Origin of the sequence: uncultured Corynebacterium sp., from assembly GCF_945649885.1 — a bacterium.
In the GTDB taxonomy this organism is placed as follows: Bacteria; Actinomycetota; Actinomycetes; order Mycobacteriales; family Mycobacteriaceae; genus Corynebacterium.
This window is the reverse complement of record NZ_CALZFS010000034.1, coordinates 1-24,368: the sequence shown is the minus strand read 5'-3', so window position 1 is coordinate 24,368 and position 24,368 is coordinate 1. Positions and strand designations below refer to the sequence as shown.

The following is a 24,368-nucleotide window of genomic DNA, read 5'->3' as shown; positions in this document are numbered from 1 at the left end:
GGACATCGTGGTGGCCGGCGGCGTGGAATCGATGTCGCGTGCCCCGTGGGTGCAGGAGAAGCCAGCCACCGCCTTCGCCAAACCCGGCGCAATTTTTGATACCTCCATCGGCTGGCGGTTCACCAACCCGGTCTTCGCCACGCAGGACAAGACCACCTTCTCCATGCCGGAGACCGCGGAGGAGGTCGCACGCGTCAAGGACATCAACCGTGAAGATGCCGATGCCTTCGCCGTGGAATCACAGCGCCGCGCAGTGGCGGCCATCCAGGCCGGCCACTTTGATAATGAGATCGTCCCCGTTGAGGTCAAGGGCCGTAAAGGGGCCGTGACCGTGGTGGACACTGATGAAGGTCCACGTGAGGGCACCACCGCTGAGGTGCTGGCCAAGCTGCGCCCGGTGGTCGGTGGTGGCGAGGTGGTCACTGCCGGTAACTCCTCCTCACTCAACGACGGCGCCTCTGCAATCCTGGTGGTCTCTGAACGCGCCATGGAAAAGTACGGCCTGAAAGCACGGGCGCGTGTGATCGGCGGGGCAAGCGTGGGCCTGGCGCCGGAGATCATGGGCATGGGCCCGGTCCCGGCAACACAGAAGGTCCTGGAACGTGCCGGTTGGAGCGTTGCTGATCTGGACGCTGTGGAACTCAATGAGGCCTTCGCCTCACAGTCCCTGGCCTGCATCCGGGAACTGGGGCTGGATACTGAGAAGGTCAACGCCTGGGGTGGGGCCATCGCTCTGGGACATCCACTGGGTTCCTCAGGATCCCGCATCACCATCACCCTGCTCAACCGACTGGAGCAGGAGGGTGGCACCAGGGGGGTGGCCACCATGTGCATCGGTGTCGGGCAGGGTGCCGCAATCGCAATCGAGAGGGTCTAGAAAGCCATGACTACCGCCACTACTGAAAACCAGACTGAGAACCGCAGTGACTCCCAGGTAGCTGAACACAACTTCACTGCCCTGACCGTCACGGAAACCGATGATTATCTGCTGGTGGAATTAACCCGTCCGGAGGTCCGCAACGCCATCGATGAAGTGATGGTCAGCGAGCTCCATGAGGTGTGCACCTACCTGGAGCAGCAGCCGAAGATTCTCATCATCACCGGTTGTGAGGTCAACGGCAAGGGCATCTTCGTCTCCGGTGCTGATATCGGTCAGCTGCGGGAACGCCGTCGCGACGATGCTCTACGTGGCATCAACAATATGCTCTTCCACCGCATCGCCCAGCTGCCCGCCCCGGTCATCGCAGCAGTCGATGGATACGCCCTGGGTGGGGGACTTGAACTGGCTCTGTCTGCAGACTTTCGCCTCTGCACCCCGCATGCCAAGTTCGGTCAGCCAGAAGCTGGCCTGGGCATCATTGCAGCTGCCGGCGGCCTCTGGCGCCTCAAGGGTCTGATCGGTGAAGCTGTGGCCAAGGAGATCCTGCTGGCAGGAAAAATCCTCGATGGTGCAGAAGCTCTCAACATCCATCTGGTCACCGAGGTCCATGAGCCCACAGAACTTCTGGATGGTGCACTCGCGCTTGCCCAGCGCATCGCAGCCCTTGATCCACTGGCCGTGAGGATCTCCAAGCAGGTTATGGCCATGCCTGCCGGGGCGCATCCGCAGGTGGACAACATCGCCCAGGCGATCCTCTTTGAATCCGAAGCCAAGTTTGACCGGATGCAGGCCTTCCTTGACCGCAAGAAGAACAAGTAACCAGGAGTAATCCCATGAACACCAGCACCGTCAACAATCCTTCCCTGCCCACCTTCACCACAACTGACGCCGGCGTACCCACCGTGGTGGGCGTTCTCGGTGGTGGCCGCATGGGTGCGGGCATCGCCCACTCCTTCCTCGCCGCAGGTGCCCATGTCACCGTGGTCGATATCAATGAGCAGGCCATCGAGGCCGCCCGTGAGCGCATTACCAATGATGTCGCCGGTTCCCTCAAACGCGGTGCGCCGGGTACCGCGGAAGAGTGGCTGTCACGCCTGACCCTGAGCACTGACACCCAGGCTTTTGCTGATCACCCTCTGGTGGTGGAGGCGGTTCCAGAGATCATTGAGCTCAAGGCTGATTCCTTCCGCAAGATCGCCGCTGCGGCTCCCGGTGCGGTCATCGCCACCAACACCTCATCCCTATCCGTCAGCGATCTTGCCCTGAGCGTGGACAACGCGGTGATCGGTCTGCACTATTTCAACCCGGTCCCCGCCTCCAAGCTGGTGGAGGTTGTGGTGGCGGATTCCACCCCGGAGCCACTGGTTGAGCTGGCACGCCAGTGGGTGGCCGGCCTGGACAAGACCCCGATTGTGGTCAAGGACGCCCCGGGGTTTGCCTCCTCACGTCTGGGTGTGGCCATTGCCCTGGAAGCCATCCGCATGGTGGAGGAGGGCGTGGCATCGGCCGAGGATATTGATAAGGCGATGGTTCTGGGCTATAAATTCCCCGTTGGTCCACTCCAGCTCACCGATATCGTGGGCCTGGATGTCCGTCTGGGCATTGCCGAGTACCTGGAGTCCACCCTGGGTGAGCGCTTTGCGCCACCGCAGCTCATGCGTGACATGGTGGAACGCGGTGAGCTGGGCCGTAAATCAGGCCGCGGTTTCTACGACTACAGCTAGCGCTTATCCACAACCGCATTGGTGATCCGCGCTGTGCACAGGCGTTCACCCTTTTCATTGGTGATGATCACCTCATGGCTGCAGATGGTTCGCCCCAGACGGATTGCGGTCGCGGTGGCGGTGATGTGCCCCTCCTTGCTGGACTTGTGGTGGGTGGCGTTGATGTCCACCCCCACGGCAGCCTTGCCCATGGTGGAGGCGTGAATCACCGCGGCCCAGCTGCCTACCGCCTCCGCCAAGGCCACCATGGCACCGCCATGGAGCAGTCCTAGTGATTGACGGTTTCCGTCAATCGGCATGGTGGCGACCACCTTCTCAGCGGATTCCTCAACGATCTCCACGCCCATTTTGCGGTCGAGTTCTCCCAGTACGATCTTCCAGGGTTCCATTCCCACTCCTTAAAAGTTTATTTATGCTTATACTGACCATAGCAACCAACCGGCCGGTCGGTAACTAAATCGATAGGCACTCGCTCCCGAAAGGAACGAACACCAATGACTGTCAATAACACCACCTCCCAGTCCACCACCGCCACCCTTGACCGTGAATCCGTGGGAATCGTCCCCAGCTACCTCAGCGGCCAGTGGTTGACCCCCGACAACCCCACCCGCATCGCTGAGGTGGAGGATGCCTCCACCGGTGATCTCGTGGCACGGGTCTCCACCGATGGCCTGGATATCCGCGCTGCCGTGGATTACGCCCGTGACGTGGGGCAGAAGGGACTGCGTGCACTGACCCTGCACGAGCGTGCACTCAAGCTCAAGGAACTCGCCCTCTACCTGGGTGAGCACAAGGAGGAACTCTACGAGCTCTCCTTCAAGGCAGGCTCCACCAAGCGTGATAATTTCGTGGATATCGACGGTGGCATCTCCACCCTCTTCGTATACTCATCCAAGGGCCGCCGCGAACTGCCCAACTCTGATGTCATCATCGACGGACCAACCGAGGTTCTGTCCAAGGACGGATCCTTCCTGGGTACCCATATCCACACTCCGTTGCCTGGTGTCGCAGTGCAGATCAATGCCTTCAACTTCCCGGTCTGGGGAATGCTGGAGAAGTTCGCCCCCTCCTTCATCGCAGGCGTTCCGACGATTGTGAAGCCAGCCACCCCGACCGGCTTCATCACCCAGGCCTGCGTCCGACTCATTGTGGAATCCGGAATCCTCCCGGAAGGATCCCTGCAGCTGATCTCCGGCTCCGCCCGTGACCTGCTGGACCACCTGGACTACCGCGATCACGTGGCCTTCACCGGCTCTGCTGCCACCGCAGCCATGCTCCGCTCCCATGACAATGTCCAGCATGCCGGCCTGCGTTTCACCGCCGAAGCTGACTCCGTCAACGCAGCAATCCTGGGCCAGGATGCTACCCCTGATACCCCGGAATTCGATGCCTATATCAAGACGCTCTTCTCAGAGATGACCGTCAAGGCCGGGCAGAAGTGTACTGCAGTGCGCCGCGCAATTGTCCCGGCCAACCTCATCGAAGAGGTGTCACGGGCACTGGCAGAACGCGTCACCGCCAAGGTTGTCGTAGGCGATCCCCGTGAGGAAGGCACCACCATGGGGCCCGTTGTCTCCGCGGAACAGCGCGATGATGTGGCAGGAGCCGTTGAAAAGCTCATCGCAGCGGGCGGCGATGTCCGCCTCGGAGGACCAGCTGAGCATGAGGGAGCCTACTTCGCCCCCACCATCATCACCTTCGAGGACGCCGATGTTGATGCAGTCCACGACACCGAAGCCTTCGGCCCCGTGGTCTCCATCATCGGATACACCGACACCGAGGACGCCATCCGCCTGGCCGCCCGCGGCAAGGGCTCCCTCGTGGCCTCTGTGATCACCCACGATCCGGCTCTGGCCTCCCAGTTCGCCATGGGCATCGCCGCACACCACGGCCGTCTCCACTTCCTAGACCGCGATGATGCCAAGACCTCCACCGGTCATGGTTCCCCACTGCCACACATGATCCACGGTGGACCAGGACGCGCCGGTGGTGGTGAGGAGCTCGGCGGAATCCGTGGTGTCAAACACTATATGCAGCGCACCGCCATCCAGGGCACCCCGGACCACCTCACCGCCATCACCGGCGAGTGGCACCGCGGTGCAGCCATCAACCGTGTCACCCGCGCTGATGTCACCGCCGGCACCGGAGCGCACCCATTCCGCAAGGACCTGGCCACCCTGCGCATCGGCGACCAGTTCGCCTCTGAACTGCGTGAGGTCACCCTCGAAGAGATCCTGGAATTCGCAGAGAAGACCGGCGACAACTTCTACGCACACGTGGATGAGGAAGCCGCCACCGCGAACCCCTTCTTCCCACGCCGTGTCGCCCACGGTTACCTGCTGGTCAGCTGGGCCGCCGGACTCTTCGTCGAGCCACAGCCGGGTCCGGTGCTGGCCAACTACGGCCTGGAGAACCTCCGCTTCATCACCCCGGTTACCTACGATGACTCCATCCGTGTGGAGCTCACCGCCAAGCGCATCACTCCGCGCGTGACCGATGACTACGGCGAAGTCTGCTGGGATGCAGTTCTGTATAACCAGAACGATGAAATCGTAGCCAGCTACGACGTTCTTACCCTCGCAGAAAAGGTGGACACTCTCTATAAGAAGTAGAACAGTGTTGGAATGAGACAAAGTCCTGGTTTCCGGCGATCATTGCGATCAGCGGAAACCAGGTCTTTTCGGCTCCCCATCACATCGGGTTTCTAGATGAAGAACTCGATATAGGTGGAGGGATTCTCTTCTTCAGGTGAAATCAGGCTGAAGAAGTTACGCAGGATGCGATCCATCTGGCGGGATTCAGTGAGGAAAGCATCATGGCCGACGGGGGAGACGATTTTGGCCATGGCCAGCAGGTTGCCCAGGTTGCGGGAGAGGTGTTCCTGTTGGTGATAGGGGTAGAGAATGTCGGTATCCACCCCGGCGACCAGAGTGGGAACCTTGATGGCCTCCAGTGCTTTGTTCAGACCACCGCGGTCACGTCCGATGTCGTGGCGGTTGAGGGCATCGGTGAGTGCGACATAGGAACCGGCATCAAAACGTTGCACCAGTTTGTTGGCCTGGTGATCCAGGTAGGATTCCACGGCGAAACGCTGCTCGGGACTGCGGAAGGGACCAAGAGGGTTTTCCCCTTTTTGCGCCTGGGTACCGAAGCGTTCATCGATTTCGAGTTCACCACGGTAGGTGAGGTGGGCGATGCGGCGTGCCGCAGCCAGTCCCTTGGAGGGGTTGCAGCCGGACTCGTGGTAATTGCCATCGTGCCAGTGGTGATCGTTTTCAATGGCGATGATCTGGGCAGACTGGATGCCGATCTGCCAGGCACTGGCCCGCGCGGATACAGCTAAGACAGCTGCTGCTCCGATGACCTCCGGGAAGAGTGCTGCCCATTCCAGGGTGCGTGCACCACCCATGGAACCGCCGAGAACAGCTTTCACATGGGTAATGCCGAGAGCATCGAGGAACTGTTTTTCCGTCTTGACCTGGTCGCGGATGTCGATGGCAGGGAAGCGATTACCCCAGAAGCCACCCTCAGGGTGTTCAGAAGAGGGACCGGTGGAGCCATTGCAGCCACCAAGGACATTGGTGCAGATCACGCAGAGGATATCGGTGTTGATGGCTTTGCCCGGTCCAATCAGGTCCGCCCACCAGTCAGCCGCGTTGGAGTCACCGGTCAGTGCGTGTTCGATGAGGACGACATTGTTGGTGCCATCGGGAAGCTCCGCGTACTTTCCCCAGAGGTGATAGGCGATGTGGACATCGGGGATGACGGCACCGGCTTCGGTCTGGATATCACCGATGGACTGTAGACTGAGCTGTCCTTCAGGACCAAGTTGTGGCATGTCGGAGATTACCGCCTGTCTCTGCATCATCATCTGGGTGTGAACTGCGGCCAGTTTAACTGGACAGCTCGGTCTAGTCTAGTTCCGGGGGCTTTCCGTGGCAGTTATATGCAGGGTGCACAAAAACACCCTGACAGCGATTGCTCTCGCCGTCAGGGTGGTGGTGGGAAAAAGAACTAGATGGCTGCGAAACCGAGCTCGAGGTCAGCGATGATGTCCTCGACGTTTTCAATGCCTACGGACAGACGGACGGTGGCCGGGGTGATGCCGGCGCGGGCCAGGCCTGCTTCGTCGGACTGGGAGTGGGTGGTGGTTGCCGGGTGGACAACCAGGGAACGTACATCACCGATGTTGGCCAGGTTGGAGTGAAGCTTGAGGGCATCGATGAAGGCCCAGGCCTCATCCTGGCCGCCGTTGATCTCGAAGGTGAGGACGGAGCCGGTGTACTTCAGGCTGAGCTTCTCCTTGGTGGCGTGCCATGGGGAATCAGGCAGGCCGGCGAAGTTCACCTTGCTCACCTTGTCATGATTATTGAGGAATTCTGCCACCTTGATGGCGTTTTCGTTGTGGCGCTCCAGACGCAGGGAGAGGGTGTCCAGTCCCTGGGCGGTGACCCAGGCGTTGAATGGGGAGGGGGCAGCGCCGGTATCGCGCAGCAGACCGACACGTGCCTTGAGCCCGAATGCCGGTGCCCCGAGGTCGGCGTACTTCAGGCCGTGATAGGCGGGATCGGGGGTGACGAAGTCCTTGAAGACAGGCTCGCCGTTACGCTCAACAGTCCAGTCGAACTTGCCGCCGTCGATAAGCGCACCACCCAAGGCGGAACCGTTGCCGGTGTAGAACTTGGTCAGGGAAGCCACGACGATATCTGCACCAAGCTCAATCGGACGCACGATTGCTGCGGTGGCGATGGTGTTGTCCACGATCAGTGGCACATTGTTGTGGTGGGCAACCTCAGACACGGCCGGGATGTCCAGGACATCAGCCTGTGGGTTGGCGAAGGTCTCACCGAAGAAGGCGATGGTGTTGTCCTTGACCGCTGTCTGCCAGGACTCGGGGTCATCCGGATTCTCCACGAAGGTGAACTCAATGCCCAGACGTGCCAGGGTGACCTGGAAGAGGGTTTCAGTTCCGCCATAGAGGCGTGGGGAAGTCACCACATGGGAGCCTGCGCCACCCAGGTTGAGGATGGCAGCGGTGGTGGCAGCCTGGCCAGATGCGAAGAAAACGGTGTGAGCGCCACCTTCGAGGTTGTTGACGCGGTTTTCCACAGCCTCGACGGTCGGGTTGGTCAGGCGGGAGTAGACAGGTCCGAGGTCCTCCAGGGCGAAACGCTGCTTGGCGTGCTCGGCCGAATCGAAAACGAATGCCGTGGTCAGGTGGATCGGCAGGTTGCGGGATCCAGAATCAGAATCCACGGTTGCGCCTGCGTGGATAGAGCGGGTTTCAAAGCCCCAGTTGGAAACATCGGAGTTGTCGTACTTCGTGGCCATTTTCTACATCCTCTTGTGTGTGAAGTCGGGGTTATGAGCTTTTCGTCATTGGGAAGCGGCGGCGTGAAGCACGCCGAAAGCGTTGACAGTCACCCTAGTGAACCGCTCGGTCTATTGCAATAGACCAAGCGGTGCGAATTCGGGGTGGGGGAGGGTTTGGGGGTGTGCCGTGACGGGCGCCAGATATTGAATGTGGCTTGCCTCACCTAATAGTGATATTTTTCTTTTAAGGAAAAATCAGACTCCCGGTTATTTGAGTGCAAACCCCTGCTCGTAGCTTTCCTCCCAGCTTGTTGTGCCCCCACCAGTAGCGTGCGCAGGTTGGGCTTTCCGCTGTTTCCACATCCGAGAAAGCTCAGAAGAAACGTGACTATCAAACAAGATGAATCCAGGACGAATGACAACCTGATCTACAGTAACGCCACCGACCTCCCTGTGGGCGTGAAACCGCCAAAGATGTCCCCCACCGCACGCGTGGGTCTGCTCGTGTTCGGTGTCATGGCCGCTGTGGGCTGGGGTGCGATCGCCTTCGCCCGTGGTGAGAGCATCAACTCTGTATGGCTGGTTCTGGCCGCCGTCGGTTCCTACATCATCGCCTTCTCCTTCTACGCTCGCCTCATTGAATACAAGGTGGTCAAGCCGAAGGACAGCCGCGCAACGCCTGCGGAATACGTCAATGACGGCAAGGACTTCGTCCCCACCGACCGCCGTGTCCTCTTCGGACACCACTTCGCCGCCATCGCCGGTGCCGGCCCACTGGTTGGTCCCGTCATGGCCGCCCAGATGGGTTACCTGCCCGGCACCCTGTGGATCATCCTCGGCGTGATCTTCGCCGGCGCAGTCCAGGACTACCTGGTGCTGTGGATCTCCACACGCCGCCGCGGCCGCTCCCTTGGCCAGATGATCCGCGATGAGATGGGCACCGTCGGTGGTTTCGCCGGCATCCTGGCCACCATCACCATCATGATCATCATCATCGCCGTGTTGGCCCTGGTTGTGGTCAATGCACTGGCTGACTCCCCATGGGGCGTCTTCTCCATCTCCATGACCATCCCGATCGCGATGTTCATGGGCCTCTACCTGCGTTACCTGCGCCCGGGACGCGTCACCGAGGTCTCCATCATCGGGGTCGCCCTGCTGCTCCTGGCGATTATCTCCGGTGGTTGGGTGGCAGAAACCGACTGGGGTGTGGAATGGTTCACCTGGTCCAAGACCACTCTGGCCCTGGCGCTCATCGGCTACGGCATCATGGCAGCCATCATGCCGGTTTGGCTGCTGCTGGCACCACGTGACTACCTGTCCACCTTCATGAAGATCGGTGTCATCGCGCTGTTGGCCGTGGGTATCCTCATCGATCGCCCCGAAATTCAGATGCCCTCCGTCACCTCCTTCGCACTTGAAGGAAACGGACCGGTATTCTCCGGAAATCTCTTCCCCTTCCTCTTCATCACCATCGCCTGTGGTGCCCTGTCCGGATTCCATGCACTGATCTCTTCTGGCACCACCCCCAAGCTGGTTGAGAAGGAATCCCAGATGCGCATGCTCGGCTACGGCGGCATGCTCATGGAATCCTTCGTGGCCATCATGGCTCTGATCACCGCCGTGATCCTGGACCGTCACCTGTACTTCGTCATGAACGCACCCCTGTCGCTGACCGGTGGTTCCCCGGAAACCGCAGCAACCTGGGTCAACACTCTTGGTCTTCCCGGTGCTGAAATGACCGCCCAGCAGCTGCAGGACGCCGCCGACGGTGTCGGAGAATCCTCTGTGATCTCCCGTACCGGTGGTGCACCAACCCTGGCCTTCGGCATGTCCGAAATCCTGGCCAACATCTTCGGTGGCGTGGGCATGAAGGCCTTCTGGTACCACTTCGCCATCATGTTTGAGGCACTGTTCATCCTCACCACCGTTGATGCCGGCACCCGCGTGGCACGTTTCATGATGACCGACTCCCTCGGCGCCATCCCAGGTCTGCGCAAGTTCAAGGACCCGAATTGGACCCTGGGCAACTGGATTTCCACCATCGTGGTCTGTGCCCTGTGGGGTGCCATCCTGCTCATGGGTGTCACCGACCCACTCGGTGGCATCAACGTGCTCTTCCCCCTGTTCGGTATCGCCAACCAGCTGCTCGCCGCCATGGCACTCTCCCTGGTCCTGGTGGTCGTGGTGAAGAAGGGCTTGTACAAGTGGGCCTGGATCCCAGCGATCCCGCTGGCAGTGGACGTGGTGGTCACCATGACCGCCTCCTGGCAGAAGATCTTCCACTCCAACCCAGCCATCGGCTACTGGGCTCAGCACAGCAACTTCAAGCAGGCCAAGGCCGATGGGCTCACCGAGTTCGGTGCCGCAGCCTCCCCGGAAGCCATCGACGCAGTCATCCGCAACACCTTCATCCAGGGCATCCTCTCCATCGTGTTCGCCAGCCTCGTGCTCGTCGTGGTCGCAGCAGCGCTTGTTGTCTGTGCCAAGGCGGTCCAGGCACGTTCCCGCGGTGAGGAAGTTCACACCTCCGAGGAAGCAGACACCGATTCCGCCCTGTTTGCACCAACCGGCTTCCTGACCTCTGCACAGGACAAGGAAGTGCAGGAAATGTGGGACAAGCGGGAAGTGGAAACCGGAGTCTCAGTTGACCGCGGTGTCGGACACTAGGATCGTATTCTCATGACAAATCTGGCCCGCATCATTCTCAAAGCACCCGCCAATGTGTGGTGGTATCTCACCGAACTGATGGGGGACACCGCCTACTCCAAGTACGTGACCCACCTCAAGGCACACCACCCCGGTGCCCTGGTGCCCACCGAACGGGAATACTGGCGTGAGCGCTACGCCTCTCAGGACGCAAACCCCGGCGCCCGCTGCTGCTAGCTCAGTGCTTGTCGACGAACCCCTGGGCCCCTCAAAATAGGAGGGGCCCAGGGGTTTTCTGCTGCTGTTTCAGAGACGGTGAGGATTAAAGGCGAAAGGAACCAATTTCAGAGGTGCTGTTGCAAACAGGAGATCCTTCTTAGCATGCAGCGCAACGGGGATACCGGATGAGCCGTTTTCGTCAAAATGCGAGTTTGCAACAGCACGGTTACCCCTCACGAACTGTTTTTTCTTCTGCTTCTTCGGTGACGAAAATTGTCCCTGAGGGACAGAGTCGCTCTGCCCGTCGCACCGCTGGTTCTTCCGAAGCCGGGGGATGTGGGAGAGCCAGGCTGACGAACCCACCGTCTTCCTCGCGGTTCTGGAAAACCTGCGGTGCGAGATACCCGCAGTTACCGGAGGCGATGCACGTGTCGTAATTCAGGGTGATCTTCATTTTCTTCTCCTCTGTGCTTCATCCCCGGTACTGGCGGACCAGTGGACAGGTGTAGAAATCACGGTCTTTCAAACCAACCTGGTTGAGATAGGCGAGGATGGTCGAATAGGCACTCACAAGCGTTGTTTCGGTGTAATGGACACCAAGCTGGGCGCAGTGCTGGCGAACCAACTTCCGCAGTGCAGGGAGGTTCGGCCGCGGTGTTTTCGGAAACAGATGGTGCTCTATTTGGTACTGGAGTCCACCCATGAGAAAGTGCACCGCTCGACCTCCGCGAATATTGCGGGACATGCGCACCTGCCGACGGAGGAAATCAATCTGCGCATCATGGGGGACAGACGGCATGCCGATGTGGTTGGCTGCAAACGCCCCACCCAAGAGAAATCCGAACATCAGGATCTGGACCAGGATAAAGGCCAATGCCAGCCAGAAGGGCAGGAATATGAACAGAAATAAAGGAAGACCGATCAGCCGGACTGCGAGGAAGGAAATCTCGACCCAGCGGTGTCGCACCCGCTTTGAGAAAAGAACGCTCCGCACCGATGCGATGTGCAGGGAGAAGCCTTCAAAAGGTAGGAGGGGAAGAAAGTAGAAACCCTGGTATTTAGCGAGCTTCTCCCCCCCAATCCAGTCCGCTGATCTGTACCTTCAGGCGTCATTGAAAACACCCCGGGTGCCACGTCGGGATCAGTGCGTTCTTTATTGGGGTGGGCGTGGTGTCGAGTGTGTTTGTCTGCCCACCAGAGATAACTCAACCCGATGAACAGTCCCCCGAGCACCCGGGCAGTCCACTCATTCCATCCGCGAGAGGTGAAGATCGCCTGGTGTGTGGCCTCGTGGCTGATAAATCCGAGCTGGGACATCGCCAACCCCAAGAACGCAGCGAGAATCAGCTGATACCAGGTGTCACCGAGCAGAATCACGGCACACAGGGTGGCTATGACCGACAGAGTCCAGAACAGGATCACTGCGTAATAGAAGCCGCGCCGGCGCTGCATCAGACCTGCTTGATGAGCCTTTTCGGATAACTCAAGGAAAGATGCGACGTAGGGATTAGCGGCCACAGCAGCTCCTACAGTAGTGATTAAAAACACACGATACTTCTTAAGTTAATCACACGGTGAAACTGCGGACAATGGGTAGCCGGGACCTTAGTACGTCAGGGGCGTCTTTATCCTGGATCAACCAGATGAAACGCTTGTTTGCAGAAGTGACCAGGAAATTGCTCCAGCGCAGTGATCATCGGAATATACAGGCACTGGAGAAAATCCTAAGCAATTGGGGGAAAGCGTGGAATGAGGATCCCCAGCAGTTTATCTGGGCCAATACCGCGGAGGAGGCCCTTGGATCCATCGCCCGATACTTAAAAGGAATTAACGGAGCAGGACACTAGTGGCGATTGGTTTTCTTGGAGTTTGACCATGCCCTGACACCCAGTGCGATCAGAGCAAGGAGCACGGCACCACCCAGGATCAAATACTGAAGTGGGATGGGACGGGCATCCTCGATCTCATTCACACATGCCTGGAAGTCATCACGCAGTTCAAATTGGGTCTGGTTGTAGTCTGCGGTGTGTTCAGCAAACACTTCGGCGCGGATTTCTGCCAGGCGGGTGCTTGCAGCTGCTGCTTCATCCAGCTGGGTCTGCACATTGGTGGCTGGGTCTTCGGGGATGTCGGCCACGATCTGGCGGGCCTCATCGTAGGTGTATTCCGTTTGGAACTTCTGCTGGTTCTGTGGATCCACCACGTCGGGGTCGGTGCTGGATTCCGGCAAGAGCATGGCCAGGCCTTCGCCGGTCTCCAGGGCATCGAGCCTGGTCTGGAGTACTGCGGCAGAAGGTGCGGAGGGGGCCTCAGCAATATATGCCTCTATGGCATCCTTGATGCCTGGGTCCTGCTCATCAAGTTCGCTCAGGCGCTGGTCACGTACATCCTGTTCTACACCTTCCCAGAAGGTCACTACCCCGGAGGTGTCGTTCTCACTGGCGATGCACATCTCCCGATCGGTGTCTGCGGTGATGGTGTCAGCACCTGCAATAGGGGAGCCGAGCAGCCCGATGAAGGTGGCACTGGTGAGTGCGGTGAGGAAACGTCGGTTCAACATCAGTCCATTATCCCGAACAAGCATGAAGCACCGCCAGAAAAGACCAACGGCCGTGTTCTCCTGCGATCAGGGGAACACGGCCGGTGTGAAGGAGTAAGAGGTTATTACTTCTTCAGAGCGTCGATGATCTCGTTGAATTCTGCGACTGGGCGCATGATAGCGGAGGTCTTCTCATTGGATGGTGCGTAGTAGCCACCCAGGTCGACAGTCTTGCCCTGATCAGCGATCAGTGCGGCATCGATCTGCTCAGCCTTGGCGTTGAGTTTCTCAGCAACTGGTGCAAAGGTCTCAGCCAGCTCGGAGTCTTCGGTCTGTGCTGCAAGCTCGTCAGCCCAGAACTTGGAGAGCCAGAAGTGGGAGCCACGGTTGTCGATCTCGCCGACCTTGCGGGAAGGTGACTTCTCTTCGTTGAGCAGCTTCTCGGTGGCGCGGTCCAGAGCGTCAGCCAGGACTCCTGCCTTGGTGTTGCCCTTGGTGTTCAGTTCGTGGCGGAAGGACTCAGCCAGTGCCATGAACTCACCGAGAGAATCCCAACGGAGGTGGTTTTCCTCAACGACCTGCTCGACGTGCTTCGGAGCGGAGCCACCGGCACCGGTCTCGAAGAGTCCGCCGCCAGCCATCAGTGGAACAACGGACAGCATCTTTGCAGAGGTGCCCAGTTCCAGGATGGGGAAGAGGTCGGTGTTGTAGTCACGCAGGACATTACCGGTGACGGAGATGGTGTCCTCGCCGCGACGGATGCGGTCGACAGCGTGCTGGGTTGCCTCGACAGGGGAGAGAATCTGGATGTCCAGGCCCTCGGTGTCATGGTCAGCCAGGTACTTCTCAACCAGGGAAATCAGGTTGCGGTCGTGTGCGCGCTCTGGGTCGAGCCAGAACACTGCAGGCATACCGGAGAGACGTGAGCGGTTGACAGCAAGCTTGACCCAGTCCTGGATTGGGGCGTCCTTGGTCTGGCAGGCGCGCCAGATGTCGCCAGCTTCAACGTCGTGCTCGATGAGGACGTCGCCGTTGGAGGCAACAACCTGTACCTTGCCGTCAGCATCGAGACGGAAGGTCTTGTCGTGGGAGCCGTACTCCTCAGCCTTCTGAGCCATCAGACCAACGTTAGGGACGGTGCCCATGGTGGTTGGGTCGAAGGCGCCGTTGACCTTGCAGTCCTCGATGACGGTCTGGAAGACACCTGCGTAGGAAGAGTCTGGGATGACTGCCAGGGTGTCCTGGGTCTGGTCGTCCTTGTTCCACATCTGACCGGAGGTACGGATCATGGCAGGCATGGAAGCGTCGACGATGACGTCGGAAGGGACGTGCAGGTTGGTGATGCCGCGAGCGGAGTTGACCATAGCCAGGTCAGGTCCGTTCTCAATGCCCTTGTCGAAGGCAGCCTTGATTTCTGCACCGTTGTCGAGCTTCTCCAGACCGGTGTAGATGGCCGCGAGGCCGTTCTCACCGTTGAGGCCGGCAGCGAGCAGCTGCTCACCGTACTGTGCGAAGACATCAGCGAAGAATGCGCGGACGATGTGGCCGAAGATGATCGGGTCAGAGACCTTCATCATGGTGGCCTTCATGTGGGTGGAGAAGAGGATGCCCTCGTCTTTCGCGCGCTTGACCTGGTCAAGCAGGAACGCATCCAGTGCCTTGGCGGAGATGAAGGTGCCGTCGATGACTTCACCCTTCTGCAGTGCCAGGCTGTCCTTGAGGATGGTTTCGGTGCCGTCAGCAGCGATATGCTTGATCTGGACGGTGTCAGCGTCTTCGAGGATGACGGACTTCTCGTTGTGGCGGAAGTCGTTGGCACCCATGGTGGCAACGTTGGTCTTGGAATCAGAGGACCATGCGCCCATGCGGTGAGGGAACTTCTTGACGAAGTTTTTCACGGCGATCGGTGCGCGGCGGTCGGAGTTACCCTCACGCAGGACCGGGTTGACGTTGGAGCCGATTGTAGCGGCGTACTTGTCCTTGGCGTCTTCGTATTCAGGGAGATCGTAGCCCTGAGCCTGCAGCTCCTTGATGGCTTCCTTCAGCTGCGGGAGGGATGCGGAGATATTGGGAAGCTTGATGATGTTTGCTTCCGGGGTCTTCGCCAGTTCGCCCAGCTCAGCGAGAGCGTCAGAAACCTTCTGCTCTTCGGTGAGGCGGTCTGAGAACTGCGCGAGGATGCGGCCTGCGAGAGAGATGTCGCGGGTCTCAACCTCGATACCCGCGGTGGCAGCGAAAGCCTCGACGACTGGCTTCAGCGAGTAGGTCGCGAGCAGTGGGGCTTCGTCGGTGCGGGTCCAGATGATCTTAGCCATGAGTCTCCTTGTAATATTGGGCTCTTTTGTTCAACTACTTAGAATACAGTGTTCAGCCCGGTATTGACGCCTTGCGTAGGTGTTATCAGCCCTTCATGGCCACACCGTGCTTCCAGTAGCCCATGAAAGACACCTGGGAACGGTCCACTCCCATGCCTTTGACCAGGTGACGGCGCAGTTGTGTGACCACCCCGCTTTCGCCGGCGATCCAGTAGTAGATGTCCGGATTCACCTCAGGGGTAACAAGCTTCTCCCCGGATGCAGAGAATGCTGGGGTCTCCCACAACAGCTCCCCCGAGGAGGCTCCAGGGATGGAAGGAGGAGACAGGGGTGCGTCGATAAGCGTCATGCCCAGGTGTTCCAGTACCGCCGGGGTCAGCAGGGTGCCATGGTCGGCGCCGTTGCGGGGCAGCCAATGTGTGTCGACACCTCGGGGGCCAGCAATGCTAAGCACATCCTGCGGGCCGGGGACCTCGATGAATGCAGTTCCAGTGATATCTGGATGAGTGGAGGAGAGGTCTTCGAGGATGCGGGCGATTGCCGGTGCTGCGGTTTCATCACCGGCCAACACCACCGCGGGGGCACCGGCAGGGTGGAACTCGATTCCACCGGCTGAACCCGCATCCCGGCGGGGTGCGACGAGGAGAATCTCATCGCCGACCGCGGCCTGTGAAGCCCAGGTGGCAGCTGGCCCACACAGCCCAGGTTCCAGGTGCAGGACGAAATCCACCGTCAGTCGCGTGGACTCTTCTGTCATGTCCAGATCCCTGATGGAATAGGTACGCATGCAGCCGCGGGTGTCTGCGGGAAGCTCCAACCAGGAGGTGTACCAGGTCTCATCATCGGGTAACTCCGGAAGAGGGTGGCCGGGTGTGGGAAATATCAATTTGATGCGTTGGTCAAACACCGGATCTTCTGATCCGACAGCAGCCATGTCAGGCCCAGAGAAGACGATGCGGGCGAAACCTGGGCTGATGTTCTCAGTGCTGTCCACCACGGCGCGCACTGGTCCATAACCAGGACGTGAGGAACGAGGAGTGGTGGCAGAGGTCGTAGGGGTGCTCATGAGGGAGAAGAGGCCTTTCTGTGGGCTTTTCAGTGTGCGGGTTGGTGGATATGGTGTCGGCCCATCGGCAGCACCAGAGGCGCGCCGGAGACCGGATCCGGGATCACCTGGGCATGCACACCGAAAACCTCCCGCATGGTGGATGGGGTGACCACCTCCGCAGGAGGGCCTGCGGCATGAATCTGCCCGGAGTACAAGGCGATGAGGTGATCCGAATAGCGTGCGGCAAGCCCCAGGTCATGCAGCACCATCACGATCGTGGTGCCGGTCCTGCGGTTGAGTTCAGTGAGCAGATCCAACACCTCCAGTTGGTTGGCGATATCCAGGTAGGTGGTGGGTTCATCCAGCAGGAGGATGTCTGTCTCCTGCGCCAGTGCCATGGCGATCCACACCCGTTGGCGTTGCCCGCCGGAGAGTTCATCCACACAACGGTGTGCCAGTTCCGTGGTGCCGGTGACCTCCAAAGCATGGGCGACCACCTCATAGTCATGGGCGGACCATCTGCCCGTCATGCCCTGGTGCGGGTGACGACCACGTCCCACCAGGTCAGTGACCGTGATGCCCTCCGGTGCAGTGGGGGACTGCGGCAATAAGCCAAGAGTGCGGGCCAGGGCCTTACCCCGGTAAGAATTCAACGCCCTGCCATCCAGCAGCACTTGACCAGCAGCAGGTTTCAACAGCCGGGCCAGGGCATGCAGGGTGGTGGACTTGCCACAGCCATTCGGTCCCACGATCGAGGTGATCCGACCCGGGATGATGGTGAGATCAAGTCCGTCGACCACGGTCGTCTCCCCATAGCTCAAGGAGAGTCCCTGTGTGCCCAGGGTGTGTTCAATAGTCATGAGTTCTGTCCTGCCCTGCCCATGACACGGTTGGAGCGCATGAGCATGTAGATGAGGAATGGGGCACCGAGCGCACCGGTGACCACACCGGCCGGATAGCGGCTGCCCAGGAAATACTGGCCAATGAGATCCGCGCTGAGCACAATCAATGCGCCAATCAGTGCAGAAGGAACCACCAGGGAAGCACTGGGGCCCAGCAGGCGGGCCGCAAGCGGGCCGGAGACAAAAGCCACAAAAGCAACCGGGCCACAAGCAGCGGTGGCCACGGCGATCAGCGCCACCGCCACGATGATCACCACGATGCGGGTGAGCGGAACATTCACCCCCAGGCTGCTGGCCAGGGCATCACCCAGGCGCAGGGCATTGATGTTGCGGGTGAACACACACAACACCGGCACCAACACCACCACGGTGATAACCAGCGGTAACACACGCTCCCAGGTGGCCCCATTGAGAGAACCCGTCAACCACCGTGTAGCGGTGGGCAGATCCCAGGTATCGGCCTTGGATAAGGAATAGGTCACCAGCGAATTGAGCATGGCTGCCACCCCGATGCCGGTCAAGATCAACCGGACCCCGGAAAACCCACCGCGGTAGGACACCACATAAATCAACAACGCCACACCAAGGGCCGCCACCAGGGAGATGACCGACACCATCGTCTGACCTAATCCGAAGAACACGATGCCGATCACCCCGGCCGCCGACGCACCAGAAGAAATCCCGATGATGTCCGGCGAGGCCAACTGATTCCGCAACAAGGTCTGAAACACCACACCTGCCGCACCAAAAGCCAGACCCGCCACCAGACCCATCACAGCACGCGGCAACCGCAACATACCCACGGCATAACTGGCACCCGGCACCTGCTCACCAGAAAGCACCGCCCACACCTGCGCAGGAGAATAAAACACCTCACCCCACATCAGACTCACACCGAAGACCGCCGCCACCACACCAGCCACCACAGCGGTGATCAGGGCGCGCCGGGTCAGCAGTGCGGTGCGCTGGGCCTTGAGTTTGTCGACGCCCTGTAACTCCATAATTGTGGTCATAGTTCACGCATCTTCTGTCGGCGGATGATCCAGATGAATAAAGGGGCACCCAGCAGCGGCATGATGATGCCGACGGCGATTTCACCGGGATGGGTGATCACCCGCCCCACGGTGTCAGCAGCCAGGATCAGTGCTGCACCGGCCACAGCGGTGGTGGGGATCAGCCAGCGGTGATCGGTACCCATGATGAGTCGGCACAGGTGTGGGATGATCAGCCCGACAAAGGCGATGGGACCGGCTAATGAGGTGGCTACACCACACAGGATCACCGCGCCCATGGAGGAGATGAGTCGGGTGCGCACCACGTTCTCGCCCAGTCCGGTGGCCACATCATCACCCAGTGCCAGGGCATTCATGCCGCGGGCGCAGAACCAGCAGAGCAGGAAACCACTAAGCAGCAGGGGAGTGGCCATGGACATCCTGTCCCATTCCGCACCACCGATGCCGCCGATCTGCCAGAAGCGGAATTCATCCATCACATCCAGTCGGGGGAGCAGCACTGCGCTGACCAGAGAAGAGAGTGCTGCAGCTGTGGCTGCACCCGCCAAGGCCAGCTTCAAGGGAGTGGCCCCTGAGCCACCCAGTGACCCCACGCAGTAGACAAAGATGGCGGCACCAGCCGCACCTGCCACTGCCACGATCATGGTGGAGACCGGGTTGGACAGGCTGAAGAAGGCAATGCCCAGGACCACGGCCAGGGATGCCCCGGCGAGCACCCCGAAGATGCCGGGATCCGCCAGGGGATTACGGGTGACCGCCTGCATCGTGACACCGGATACCGCCAGTGCAGCGCCGACGAGGATGCCCAGCACAGTTCGGGGCAGGCGTTTCACCGCGGCTGCCTGTTCGGCGGTATCAGCATGCCCAAGAAGTGCCTGGAGGGCATCGCCGGAACTGATGGAACGCACACCGAACATCACGGAACATACGCACGCGATGATCAACAGTGCCAGCAGCATGAGCAGGAAGGTCCAGCGGTGCTGTGTCAGGGTGTCCCGTGCTTTATGGGGAGCTGGAGCTAACAACATGATGGCTTAGTTGAGGCCTTCAGCAAGACGTGTGAAGTACTCATCCACACCCCAGGTCACGGCGAGTGGGGAGGGGGTGGCGGAGGCTGCGATGGGGTCCTCACCCAGGAATACCACCTTGCCCTCAGCAATCGCCGGGATACGGGAGAGCAGTGGATCCTCCTGGAGCTTGTTCAGAAGTTCAGCATTGGCGGCGTCATCCTCGGAGCCGTAGGTGATGATGAAATCAACATCAGCAAAGACCTCGGGGTTCTCTGCGGAAACCTGCTCATAGAAACTGTCGGAATCGGCGTACTCATCCAGAACCGGTGCCTGCTGCATGCCGGCGTCCAACAGGAAACTCATGCGCGGATCCAGGGAGGTATACACACCGACCTGGGAGAGATCGGACTCATCAAAGAAGGCAAACACCGGCGCTGACTCCCGCAGCCCGGGGCTAGCATCGAGCGCGGCGTTGACCTCACCGTCCAGCTTCGCGACGAGTTCCTCCCCCTCATCCTCCAGTCCGAGGGCTTCCGCATTCATGAGGATCTGATCTTCGAGTGTGGTGCCCCAGGGCTGTTCCGGATAAGCCACCACAGGGGCAATCTGGGAGAGCTGGTCATAGTCCTCCTGAGTCAGTCCGGAATAGGCTGCCAGGATCACATCGGGCTGGGTGTTGGCGATGGCCTCAAAGGGGAGGCTGTCGGTGGCGTCGAAAAGCGCAGGCTCCTCACCGCCAAGTTCCACCAGCTTCTCCTCCACCCACGGGAGGATGCCATCGCCGTTGTCATCGCCCCAGGTGGCTTTTTCAAAGCCGACCGGGGTGACGCCGAGTGCCAGGGGAACCTCATGGTTGCTCCATGCGACGGTGGCGACCCGCTCCGGCTTGTCCGGGATGGTGGTTTCACCGAAGGCGTGCTCAATGGTGACCGGAAACTCCGAACTGGCATTCGAGTTAGAGTCTGCCGCGCTGGAGCTTTCGGCGCTGGTAGGCTCGTCCGTGTCGGAACAGGCCACCAGGGAGGTGGCGAGTGTGATCGACAAAAGTCCAGCTAGTGTCCGTGAACGTCGCATTGTGTGGGTGTCTCTTTCCGTGCTCGCTGTGGATTTTGGGGATGTTGGATGGTCACCCGTGGTGAAATTAACTTAGGTTAGGGTTCCCAAGGTTAGCATCCTCTGGCGTGGGAAATAAATGGCTACCGTCACATTTTTTCCTCTCCGATGGGCTGGGCACACTGACCAGCAGCGATGGAGCGCTTTCCGCTTATGTCCGATATTGTTTGCTCCATGCACGACTCTGGAAAACCACCCCTAAAAGTTGTTGATGACTCGCAGCCGAGCGGGCGTGACACAGACCGCGGCACACACACCAACTCTCGACTGAGGCGACGTCCCGTTCCCCGGCAGACAGAAATCTCCGAGGTCCGCCGCTATATCGTCATGACCGCCCTGGCCATGGGCGGTTTCGGCATCGGTGTCACCGAGTTCGTCTCCATGGGTCTGCTCAGCGCCATCGCTGATGACTTCTCCATCACCGAGGACCGTGCCGGATTCATCATCACCGTCTATGCGCTCGGCGTGGTGGTGGGTGCGCCCCTGATCACAGCCTTCACCGGACGGATCCCCAGACGACGCCTGCTGCTGATCCTCATCGCAGCCTTCGTGGTGGGTAATGCACTCTCGATCTTCAACACCTCCTATGAAATGTTGCTGCTGGCACGTTTCGTCGCAGGTCTTCCACACGGTGCGTACTTCTCCATCGCAGGTCTGGCTGCCGCCTCCATGGCACCAGAAGGTCAACGTGGACGCGCCATCGCCTATGTGGGCATGGGACTTTCAGTGGGTACGGTGGCCGGTGTCCCGGCAGCTCAGGCACTGGGCGACACCTACGGGTGGCCCGTGGCTTACATGATGGTCACCGTGGTTGGCGTGATCACCCTGCTGGCCCTGTGGTTCCTCATGCCCCACATGACAGAGATGACACCTACCAGCCCACTGACCGAACTCAGTGCTCTGAAAAATGGGCAGGTCTGGTTGACACTTGCCATCGGCTCCATCGGTTTCGGCGGCATGTTCGCCGTTTACACCTACATCTCCTGGACCATGACTGAGCAGGCAGGACTATCCAGCTCACTGATCTGGATCGTGCTCATGGCCTATGGCGTGGGCATGATCCTGGGCAACTATGTGGGTGGACGTATGGCCGACTGGGATGTGGACAGGGGCATCCTGCTGGCACTGTGCTGCATCGTCCTGGTGCTCATCGGTTTCTACTTCACCTCCAACCACCCGGTGTTGGGCATCATCAACTTCGGATTGGTCGGTTTCTTCGGCTCCACCCTGATCCCCTCACTACAGATCCGCCTGATGGATGTCGCAGGACGTGCACAGACCCTGGCAGCCTCTCTCAACCACTCCGCACTCAACGTGGGCAACGCCCTGGGTGCGGCCATCGGTGGTGTGGTTATCAGCGCCGGTTATTCTTACAGCACCCCAGCCCTGGCTGGTGCGGCACTTGCCGCCTGTGCCGTCTTGGTCTGGTTCCCCATGGTGGGATTACGCCGACGTTTCCCCGAAAAGACCCAGTAAAACACAGGTATATGCCCCGCCAAAGTGGGGGTGATGGACTTTTGTGTGCATGTCCACAGCACGGGTTAGTGTTGGTGGCATGAGTTTTCAGATCACTTCCGTCAACGTCAACGGCATCCGTGCAGCCGTGAAACAACGCAGCGAAACCAACCTGGGATTCATCCCCTGGTTGGAACAGTCCAACACCGATGTGGTGCTTCTCCAGGAGGTTCGCGCCAGCGAACAGGACACCACCAAGGCACTCCAGCCGGTACTTGATGCTGGTTGGCACTATGTCGGCGCACCCGCGGCAGCGAAGGGCCGGGCAGGCGTAGGCATCCTGTCCCGCCATGAATTGAGTGATGTTTCCATCGGCTTTGGATCCTTCCTGGACTCTGGCCGCTACATTGAAGCCACCATCAAGGAGACCACCCTGGGTGCCCCCGTCACCGTGGCCTCCCTCTACCTTCCTTCCGGTTCCGCGGGGACCGAGAAGCAGGACGAGAAGTACCGTTTCCTGGATGAATTCTCCGGCATCCTGGAGGAGCGCGCCGCTGCCAACAGTCACATGGTGATCGGTGGCGACTGGAATATCTGCCACCGCCGTGAAGACCTGAAGAACTGGAAAACCAACCAGAAGAAGTCCGGCTTCCTACCTGATGAGCGCGCCTGGATGGACTCCGTCTTCGGATGTTTCCCAGATGAAACATCCCAGATTGTTGGGGGCGGTGACTTCTTCGGTGCCGTGGATTATGTGGGCACAGCAGGGCGTCGAGAAGCAGCTGAGAACCCCGCCTGGTTCGACGTGGCTCGCCACCTGCAGCCCGAAGGCGATGGCCCGTATACCTGGTGGACCTACCGCGGCAAGGCTTTCGACACCGGCGCCGGCTGGCGTATCGACTACCAGGCAGCCACCAAGGCCATGCTCGACCGTGCTGAGCGCAGCTGGGTGGACAAGGCAGAAGCCTATGATCTGCGATGGTCAGATCACTCACCACTCAATGTGATTTACTCATAACATGCTGCTGACAATTCTCTGGGCGATCGGCATCACAGCCGAAGGAATGACAGGCGCCCTCGCCGCAGGACGTCAAAAGATGGACCTGTTTGGGGTTTCCGTCATCGCGTGTGTCACCGCCATCGGTGGTGGTTCCATCCGTGACATGCTGCTGGGCCACTACCCGTTGGTGTGGGTGGAACAACCCCAGTATCTGCTGCTCATCATCGGCGCAGCGATTCTGACGGTGTCCATCTCCTACCTGATGGAGCACTTCCGCATCCTGTTCCTGGTGCTTGATGCCGTGGGATTGTCAGCCTTCGCCGTGATCGGCACGCAGATCGCCCTGGAAATGGGCTACGGATTCATCATCGCCGTGGTCGCCTCCGTGCTCACCGGTGTCTTTGGTGGTGTGCTGCGTGACCTGCTGTGCGACCGCATCCCCCTGGTGTTCCAGAAGGAGCTCTACGCCTCCATCGCACTGCTGGCTACCTGCGTGTACTTCGTCATGATGTACCTGGGCGCCAGCGAGAACGTCACCGTGGTTGTCTCCGTTCTGGTGGCATTCACCGCACGTCTGCTGGCGCTGTGGCGCGGCTGGGCCCTTCCGGTCTTTGAATACCAGGAAGGCGATCTGGAACGCGATCCCACCAATCGCATCTGGAAGTTCTGGAACCGGAAGAAATAAACCCCCGTGGTGAATTTATCTCTCTGATTTACCATGACCCACACTGCACAAGGTATGGTGTTAGCCGAAACTTAAATGAGGCTATGTCAACTGGTGTGCTCGCGTGGGCGCAGTTGATTAAACGTAAGGACTGCACATGGGTAAGGCATTCATTCTTCTGATTCTGGGAGCCATCATTCTCGCCGCAGGTGTCTGGTACACCATTGCGGTCGGGCATTCTGTCATGGCTATTGTCGCAGCGCTGATCATGGCTGCCGGCGGTGGAACCATCGTATGGGGCATCTCCGTAGCTCTGGATATCCATTCCCCAACCTCCCGCAAGCTCTAAGCCTTTCCACAGAGCTTCCCACCGGCTAAGTGAGCTGGTGGGAGAACCAACAGCTGCGCCGCCTCCTCCCACTGTGGAAGAGGCGGCGCAGTTGTTTATTTTTGCTGCGGGGGTCTCAGGCAGTCTTGGCAGTTTGCCATTGCTTCTGCCATATCAGCACCCAGAACAGGGGCAGCAG

At 59.7% G+C, this 24,368-nt stretch carries 23 protein-coding genes; 10 read left to right on the top strand and 13 right to left on the bottom strand.

From position 1 onward, the window contains the following. The 3 genes from Q0M74_RS05540 to Q0M74_RS05530 form a co-directional block, all read left to right on the top strand. Positions 1 to 877 (top strand): acetyl-CoA C-acyltransferase (locus Q0M74_RS05540; RefSeq protein WP_293952259.1); only part of this gene is annotated, 877 nt, incomplete at its 5' end. Positions 878 to 883: 6 nt separating this feature from the next. After that, a complete protein-coding gene (locus Q0M74_RS05535) occupies positions 884 to 1,699 on the top strand; it encodes an enoyl-CoA hydratase/isomerase family protein (RefSeq protein WP_293952257.1) in 816 nt (271 codons plus the stop codon). A 14-nt stretch (positions 1,700 to 1,713) separates the two neighbouring features. Next, complete coding sequence (locus tag Q0M74_RS05530) at positions 1,714 to 2,604, top strand: 3-hydroxyacyl-CoA dehydrogenase family protein (RefSeq protein WP_293952255.1); 891 nt, start codon at positions 1,714 to 1,716, stop codon at positions 2,602 to 2,604. On the opposite strand, the gene Q0M74_RS05525 is transcribed toward Q0M74_RS05530, so the two are convergent. Continuing rightward, a complete protein-coding gene (locus Q0M74_RS05525; RefSeq protein ID WP_293952253.1) occupies positions 2,601 to 2,993 on the bottom strand; it encodes a PaaI family thioesterase in 393 nt (130 codons plus the stop codon). The genes Q0M74_RS05530 and Q0M74_RS05525 overlap by 4 nt on opposite strands. Positions 2,994 to 3,098: 105 nt before the next feature. Here Q0M74_RS05525 and paaZ point away from each other — a divergent pair, with 105 nt between their 5' ends. Beyond that, positions 3,099 to 5,216, top strand: coding sequence for a phenylacetic acid degradation bifunctional protein PaaZ (paaZ, locus tag Q0M74_RS05520; protein WP_293952251.1), 2,118 nt, complete (start codon positions 3,099 to 3,101; stop codon positions 5,214 to 5,216). A gap of 92 nt (positions 5,217 to 5,308) precedes the next feature. On the opposite strand, the gene Q0M74_RS05515 is transcribed toward paaZ, so the two are convergent. Both Q0M74_RS05515 and Q0M74_RS05510 read right to left on the bottom strand, forming a co-directional pair. Then, positions 5,309 to 6,442 carry a homoserine O-acetyltransferase gene (locus Q0M74_RS05515; RefSeq protein WP_293952249.1) on the bottom strand — a complete coding sequence of 378 codons (1,134 nt, stop codon included), beginning with the start codon at positions 6,440 to 6,442 and terminating at the stop codon, positions 5,309 to 5,311. 176 nt (positions 6,443 to 6,618) lie between these two features. Further along, the gene (locus tag Q0M74_RS05510; protein ID WP_293952247.1) at positions 6,619 to 7,935 is read right to left on the bottom strand and encodes an O-acetylhomoserine/O-acetylserine sulfhydrylase; all 1,317 of its coding nucleotides are present in this window, start codon (positions 7,933 to 7,935) and stop codon (positions 6,619 to 6,621) included. A gap of 456 nt (positions 7,936 to 8,391) precedes the next feature. Here Q0M74_RS05510 and Q0M74_RS05505 point away from each other — a divergent pair, with 456 nt between their 5' ends. Both Q0M74_RS05505 and Q0M74_RS05500 read left to right on the top strand, forming a co-directional pair. Beyond that, on the top strand, positions 8,392 to 10,584 hold the full coding sequence (locus Q0M74_RS05505; RefSeq protein ID WP_293952265.1) for a carbon starvation CstA family protein: 2,193 nt from the start codon (positions 8,392 to 8,394) through the stop codon (positions 10,582 to 10,584). Between the two features lie 12 nt (positions 10,585 to 10,596). Further along, positions 10,597 to 10,800 (top strand): YbdD/YjiX family protein, encoded by a 204-nt coding sequence (locus tag Q0M74_RS05500; RefSeq protein ID WP_293952245.1) that lies wholly within the window; start codon positions 10,597 to 10,599, stop codon positions 10,798 to 10,800. A 208-nt stretch (positions 10,801 to 11,008) separates the two neighbouring features. On the opposite strand, the gene Q0M74_RS05495 is transcribed toward Q0M74_RS05500, so the two are convergent. From Q0M74_RS05495 to Q0M74_RS05450, 10 genes are all read right to left on the bottom strand, one after another. Then, a complete protein-coding gene (locus Q0M74_RS05495; protein WP_293952243.1) occupies positions 11,009 to 11,236 on the bottom strand; it encodes a ferredoxin in 228 nt (75 codons plus the stop codon). Positions 11,237 to 11,254: 18 nt separating this feature from the next. Then, positions 11,255 to 11,776: an acyl-CoA desaturase gene (locus Q0M74_RS05490; RefSeq protein ID WP_293952241.1), complete on the bottom strand. Its 522-nt coding sequence runs from the start codon at positions 11,774 to 11,776 to the stop codon at positions 11,255 to 11,257. Beyond that, positions 11,704 to 12,300, bottom strand: a complete 597-nt coding sequence (locus Q0M74_RS05485) for a fatty acid desaturase (protein ID WP_293952239.1) — start codon at positions 12,298 to 12,300, stop codon at positions 11,704 to 11,706. The genes Q0M74_RS05490 and Q0M74_RS05485 overlap by 73 nt, the downstream gene beginning before the upstream one ends. A gap of 325 nt (positions 12,301 to 12,625) precedes the next feature. Then, positions 12,626 to 13,342 carry a hypothetical protein gene (locus Q0M74_RS05480; RefSeq protein ID WP_293952237.1) on the bottom strand — a complete coding sequence of 239 codons (717 nt, stop codon included), beginning with the start codon at positions 13,340 to 13,342 and terminating at the stop codon, positions 12,626 to 12,628. A gap of 104 nt (positions 13,343 to 13,446) precedes the next feature. Then, a complete protein-coding gene (locus Q0M74_RS05475) occupies positions 13,447 to 15,636 on the bottom strand; it encodes an NADP-dependent isocitrate dehydrogenase (RefSeq protein WP_293952235.1) in 2,190 nt (729 codons plus the stop codon). Positions 15,637 to 15,721: 85 nt separating this feature from the next. Then, complete coding sequence (locus Q0M74_RS05470; RefSeq protein ID WP_293952232.1) at positions 15,722 to 16,702, bottom strand: siderophore-interacting protein; 981 nt, start codon at positions 16,700 to 16,702, stop codon at positions 15,722 to 15,724. Positions 16,703 to 16,731: 29 nt separating this feature from the next. Then, positions 16,732 to 17,544: an ABC transporter ATP-binding protein gene (locus Q0M74_RS05465; protein WP_293952230.1), complete on the bottom strand. Its 813-nt coding sequence runs from the start codon at positions 17,542 to 17,544 to the stop codon at positions 16,732 to 16,734. Continuing rightward, positions 17,541 to 18,599 (bottom strand): iron chelate uptake ABC transporter family permease subunit, encoded by a 1,059-nt coding sequence (locus Q0M74_RS05460; protein WP_293952228.1) that lies wholly within the window; start codon positions 18,597 to 18,599, stop codon positions 17,541 to 17,543. Before Q0M74_RS05460 ends, Q0M74_RS05465 begins: the two co-directional genes overlap by 4 nt. Next, complete coding sequence (locus Q0M74_RS05455; protein ID WP_293952263.1) at positions 18,596 to 19,558, bottom strand: iron ABC transporter permease; 963 nt, start codon at positions 19,556 to 19,558, stop codon at positions 18,596 to 18,598. Before Q0M74_RS05455 ends, Q0M74_RS05460 begins: the two co-directional genes overlap by 4 nt. A gap of 75 nt (positions 19,559 to 19,633) precedes the next feature. Next, positions 19,634 to 20,683: an iron-siderophore ABC transporter substrate-binding protein gene (locus tag Q0M74_RS05450; RefSeq protein WP_293952226.1), complete on the bottom strand. Its 1,050-nt coding sequence runs from the start codon at positions 20,681 to 20,683 to the stop codon at positions 19,634 to 19,636. A gap of 213 nt (positions 20,684 to 20,896) precedes the next feature. Here Q0M74_RS05450 and Q0M74_RS05445 point away from each other — a divergent pair, with 213 nt between their 5' ends. The 4 genes from Q0M74_RS05445 (at position 20,897) to Q0M74_RS05430 (ending at position 24,190) form a co-directional block, all read left to right on the top strand. After that, positions 20,897 to 22,198, top strand: a complete 1,302-nt coding sequence (locus Q0M74_RS05445; RefSeq protein WP_293952261.1) for an MFS transporter — start codon at positions 20,897 to 20,899, stop codon at positions 22,196 to 22,198. 79 nt (positions 22,199 to 22,277) lie between these two features. Beyond that, complete coding sequence (locus tag Q0M74_RS05440) at positions 22,278 to 23,195, top strand: exodeoxyribonuclease III (RefSeq protein WP_293952224.1); 918 nt, start codon at positions 22,278 to 22,280, stop codon at positions 23,193 to 23,195. Position 23,196: 1 nt separating this feature from the next. Continuing rightward, positions 23,197 to 23,862 carry a trimeric intracellular cation channel family protein gene (locus Q0M74_RS05435; RefSeq protein ID WP_293952222.1) on the top strand — a complete coding sequence of 222 codons (666 nt, stop codon included), beginning with the start codon at positions 23,197 to 23,199 and terminating at the stop codon, positions 23,860 to 23,862. A 136-nt stretch (positions 23,863 to 23,998) separates the two neighbouring features. After that, positions 23,999 to 24,190, top strand: a complete 192-nt coding sequence (locus tag Q0M74_RS05430) for a hypothetical protein (protein WP_293952220.1) — start codon at positions 23,999 to 24,001, stop codon at positions 24,188 to 24,190. Positions 24,191 to 24,368: the final 178 nt, after the last annotated feature.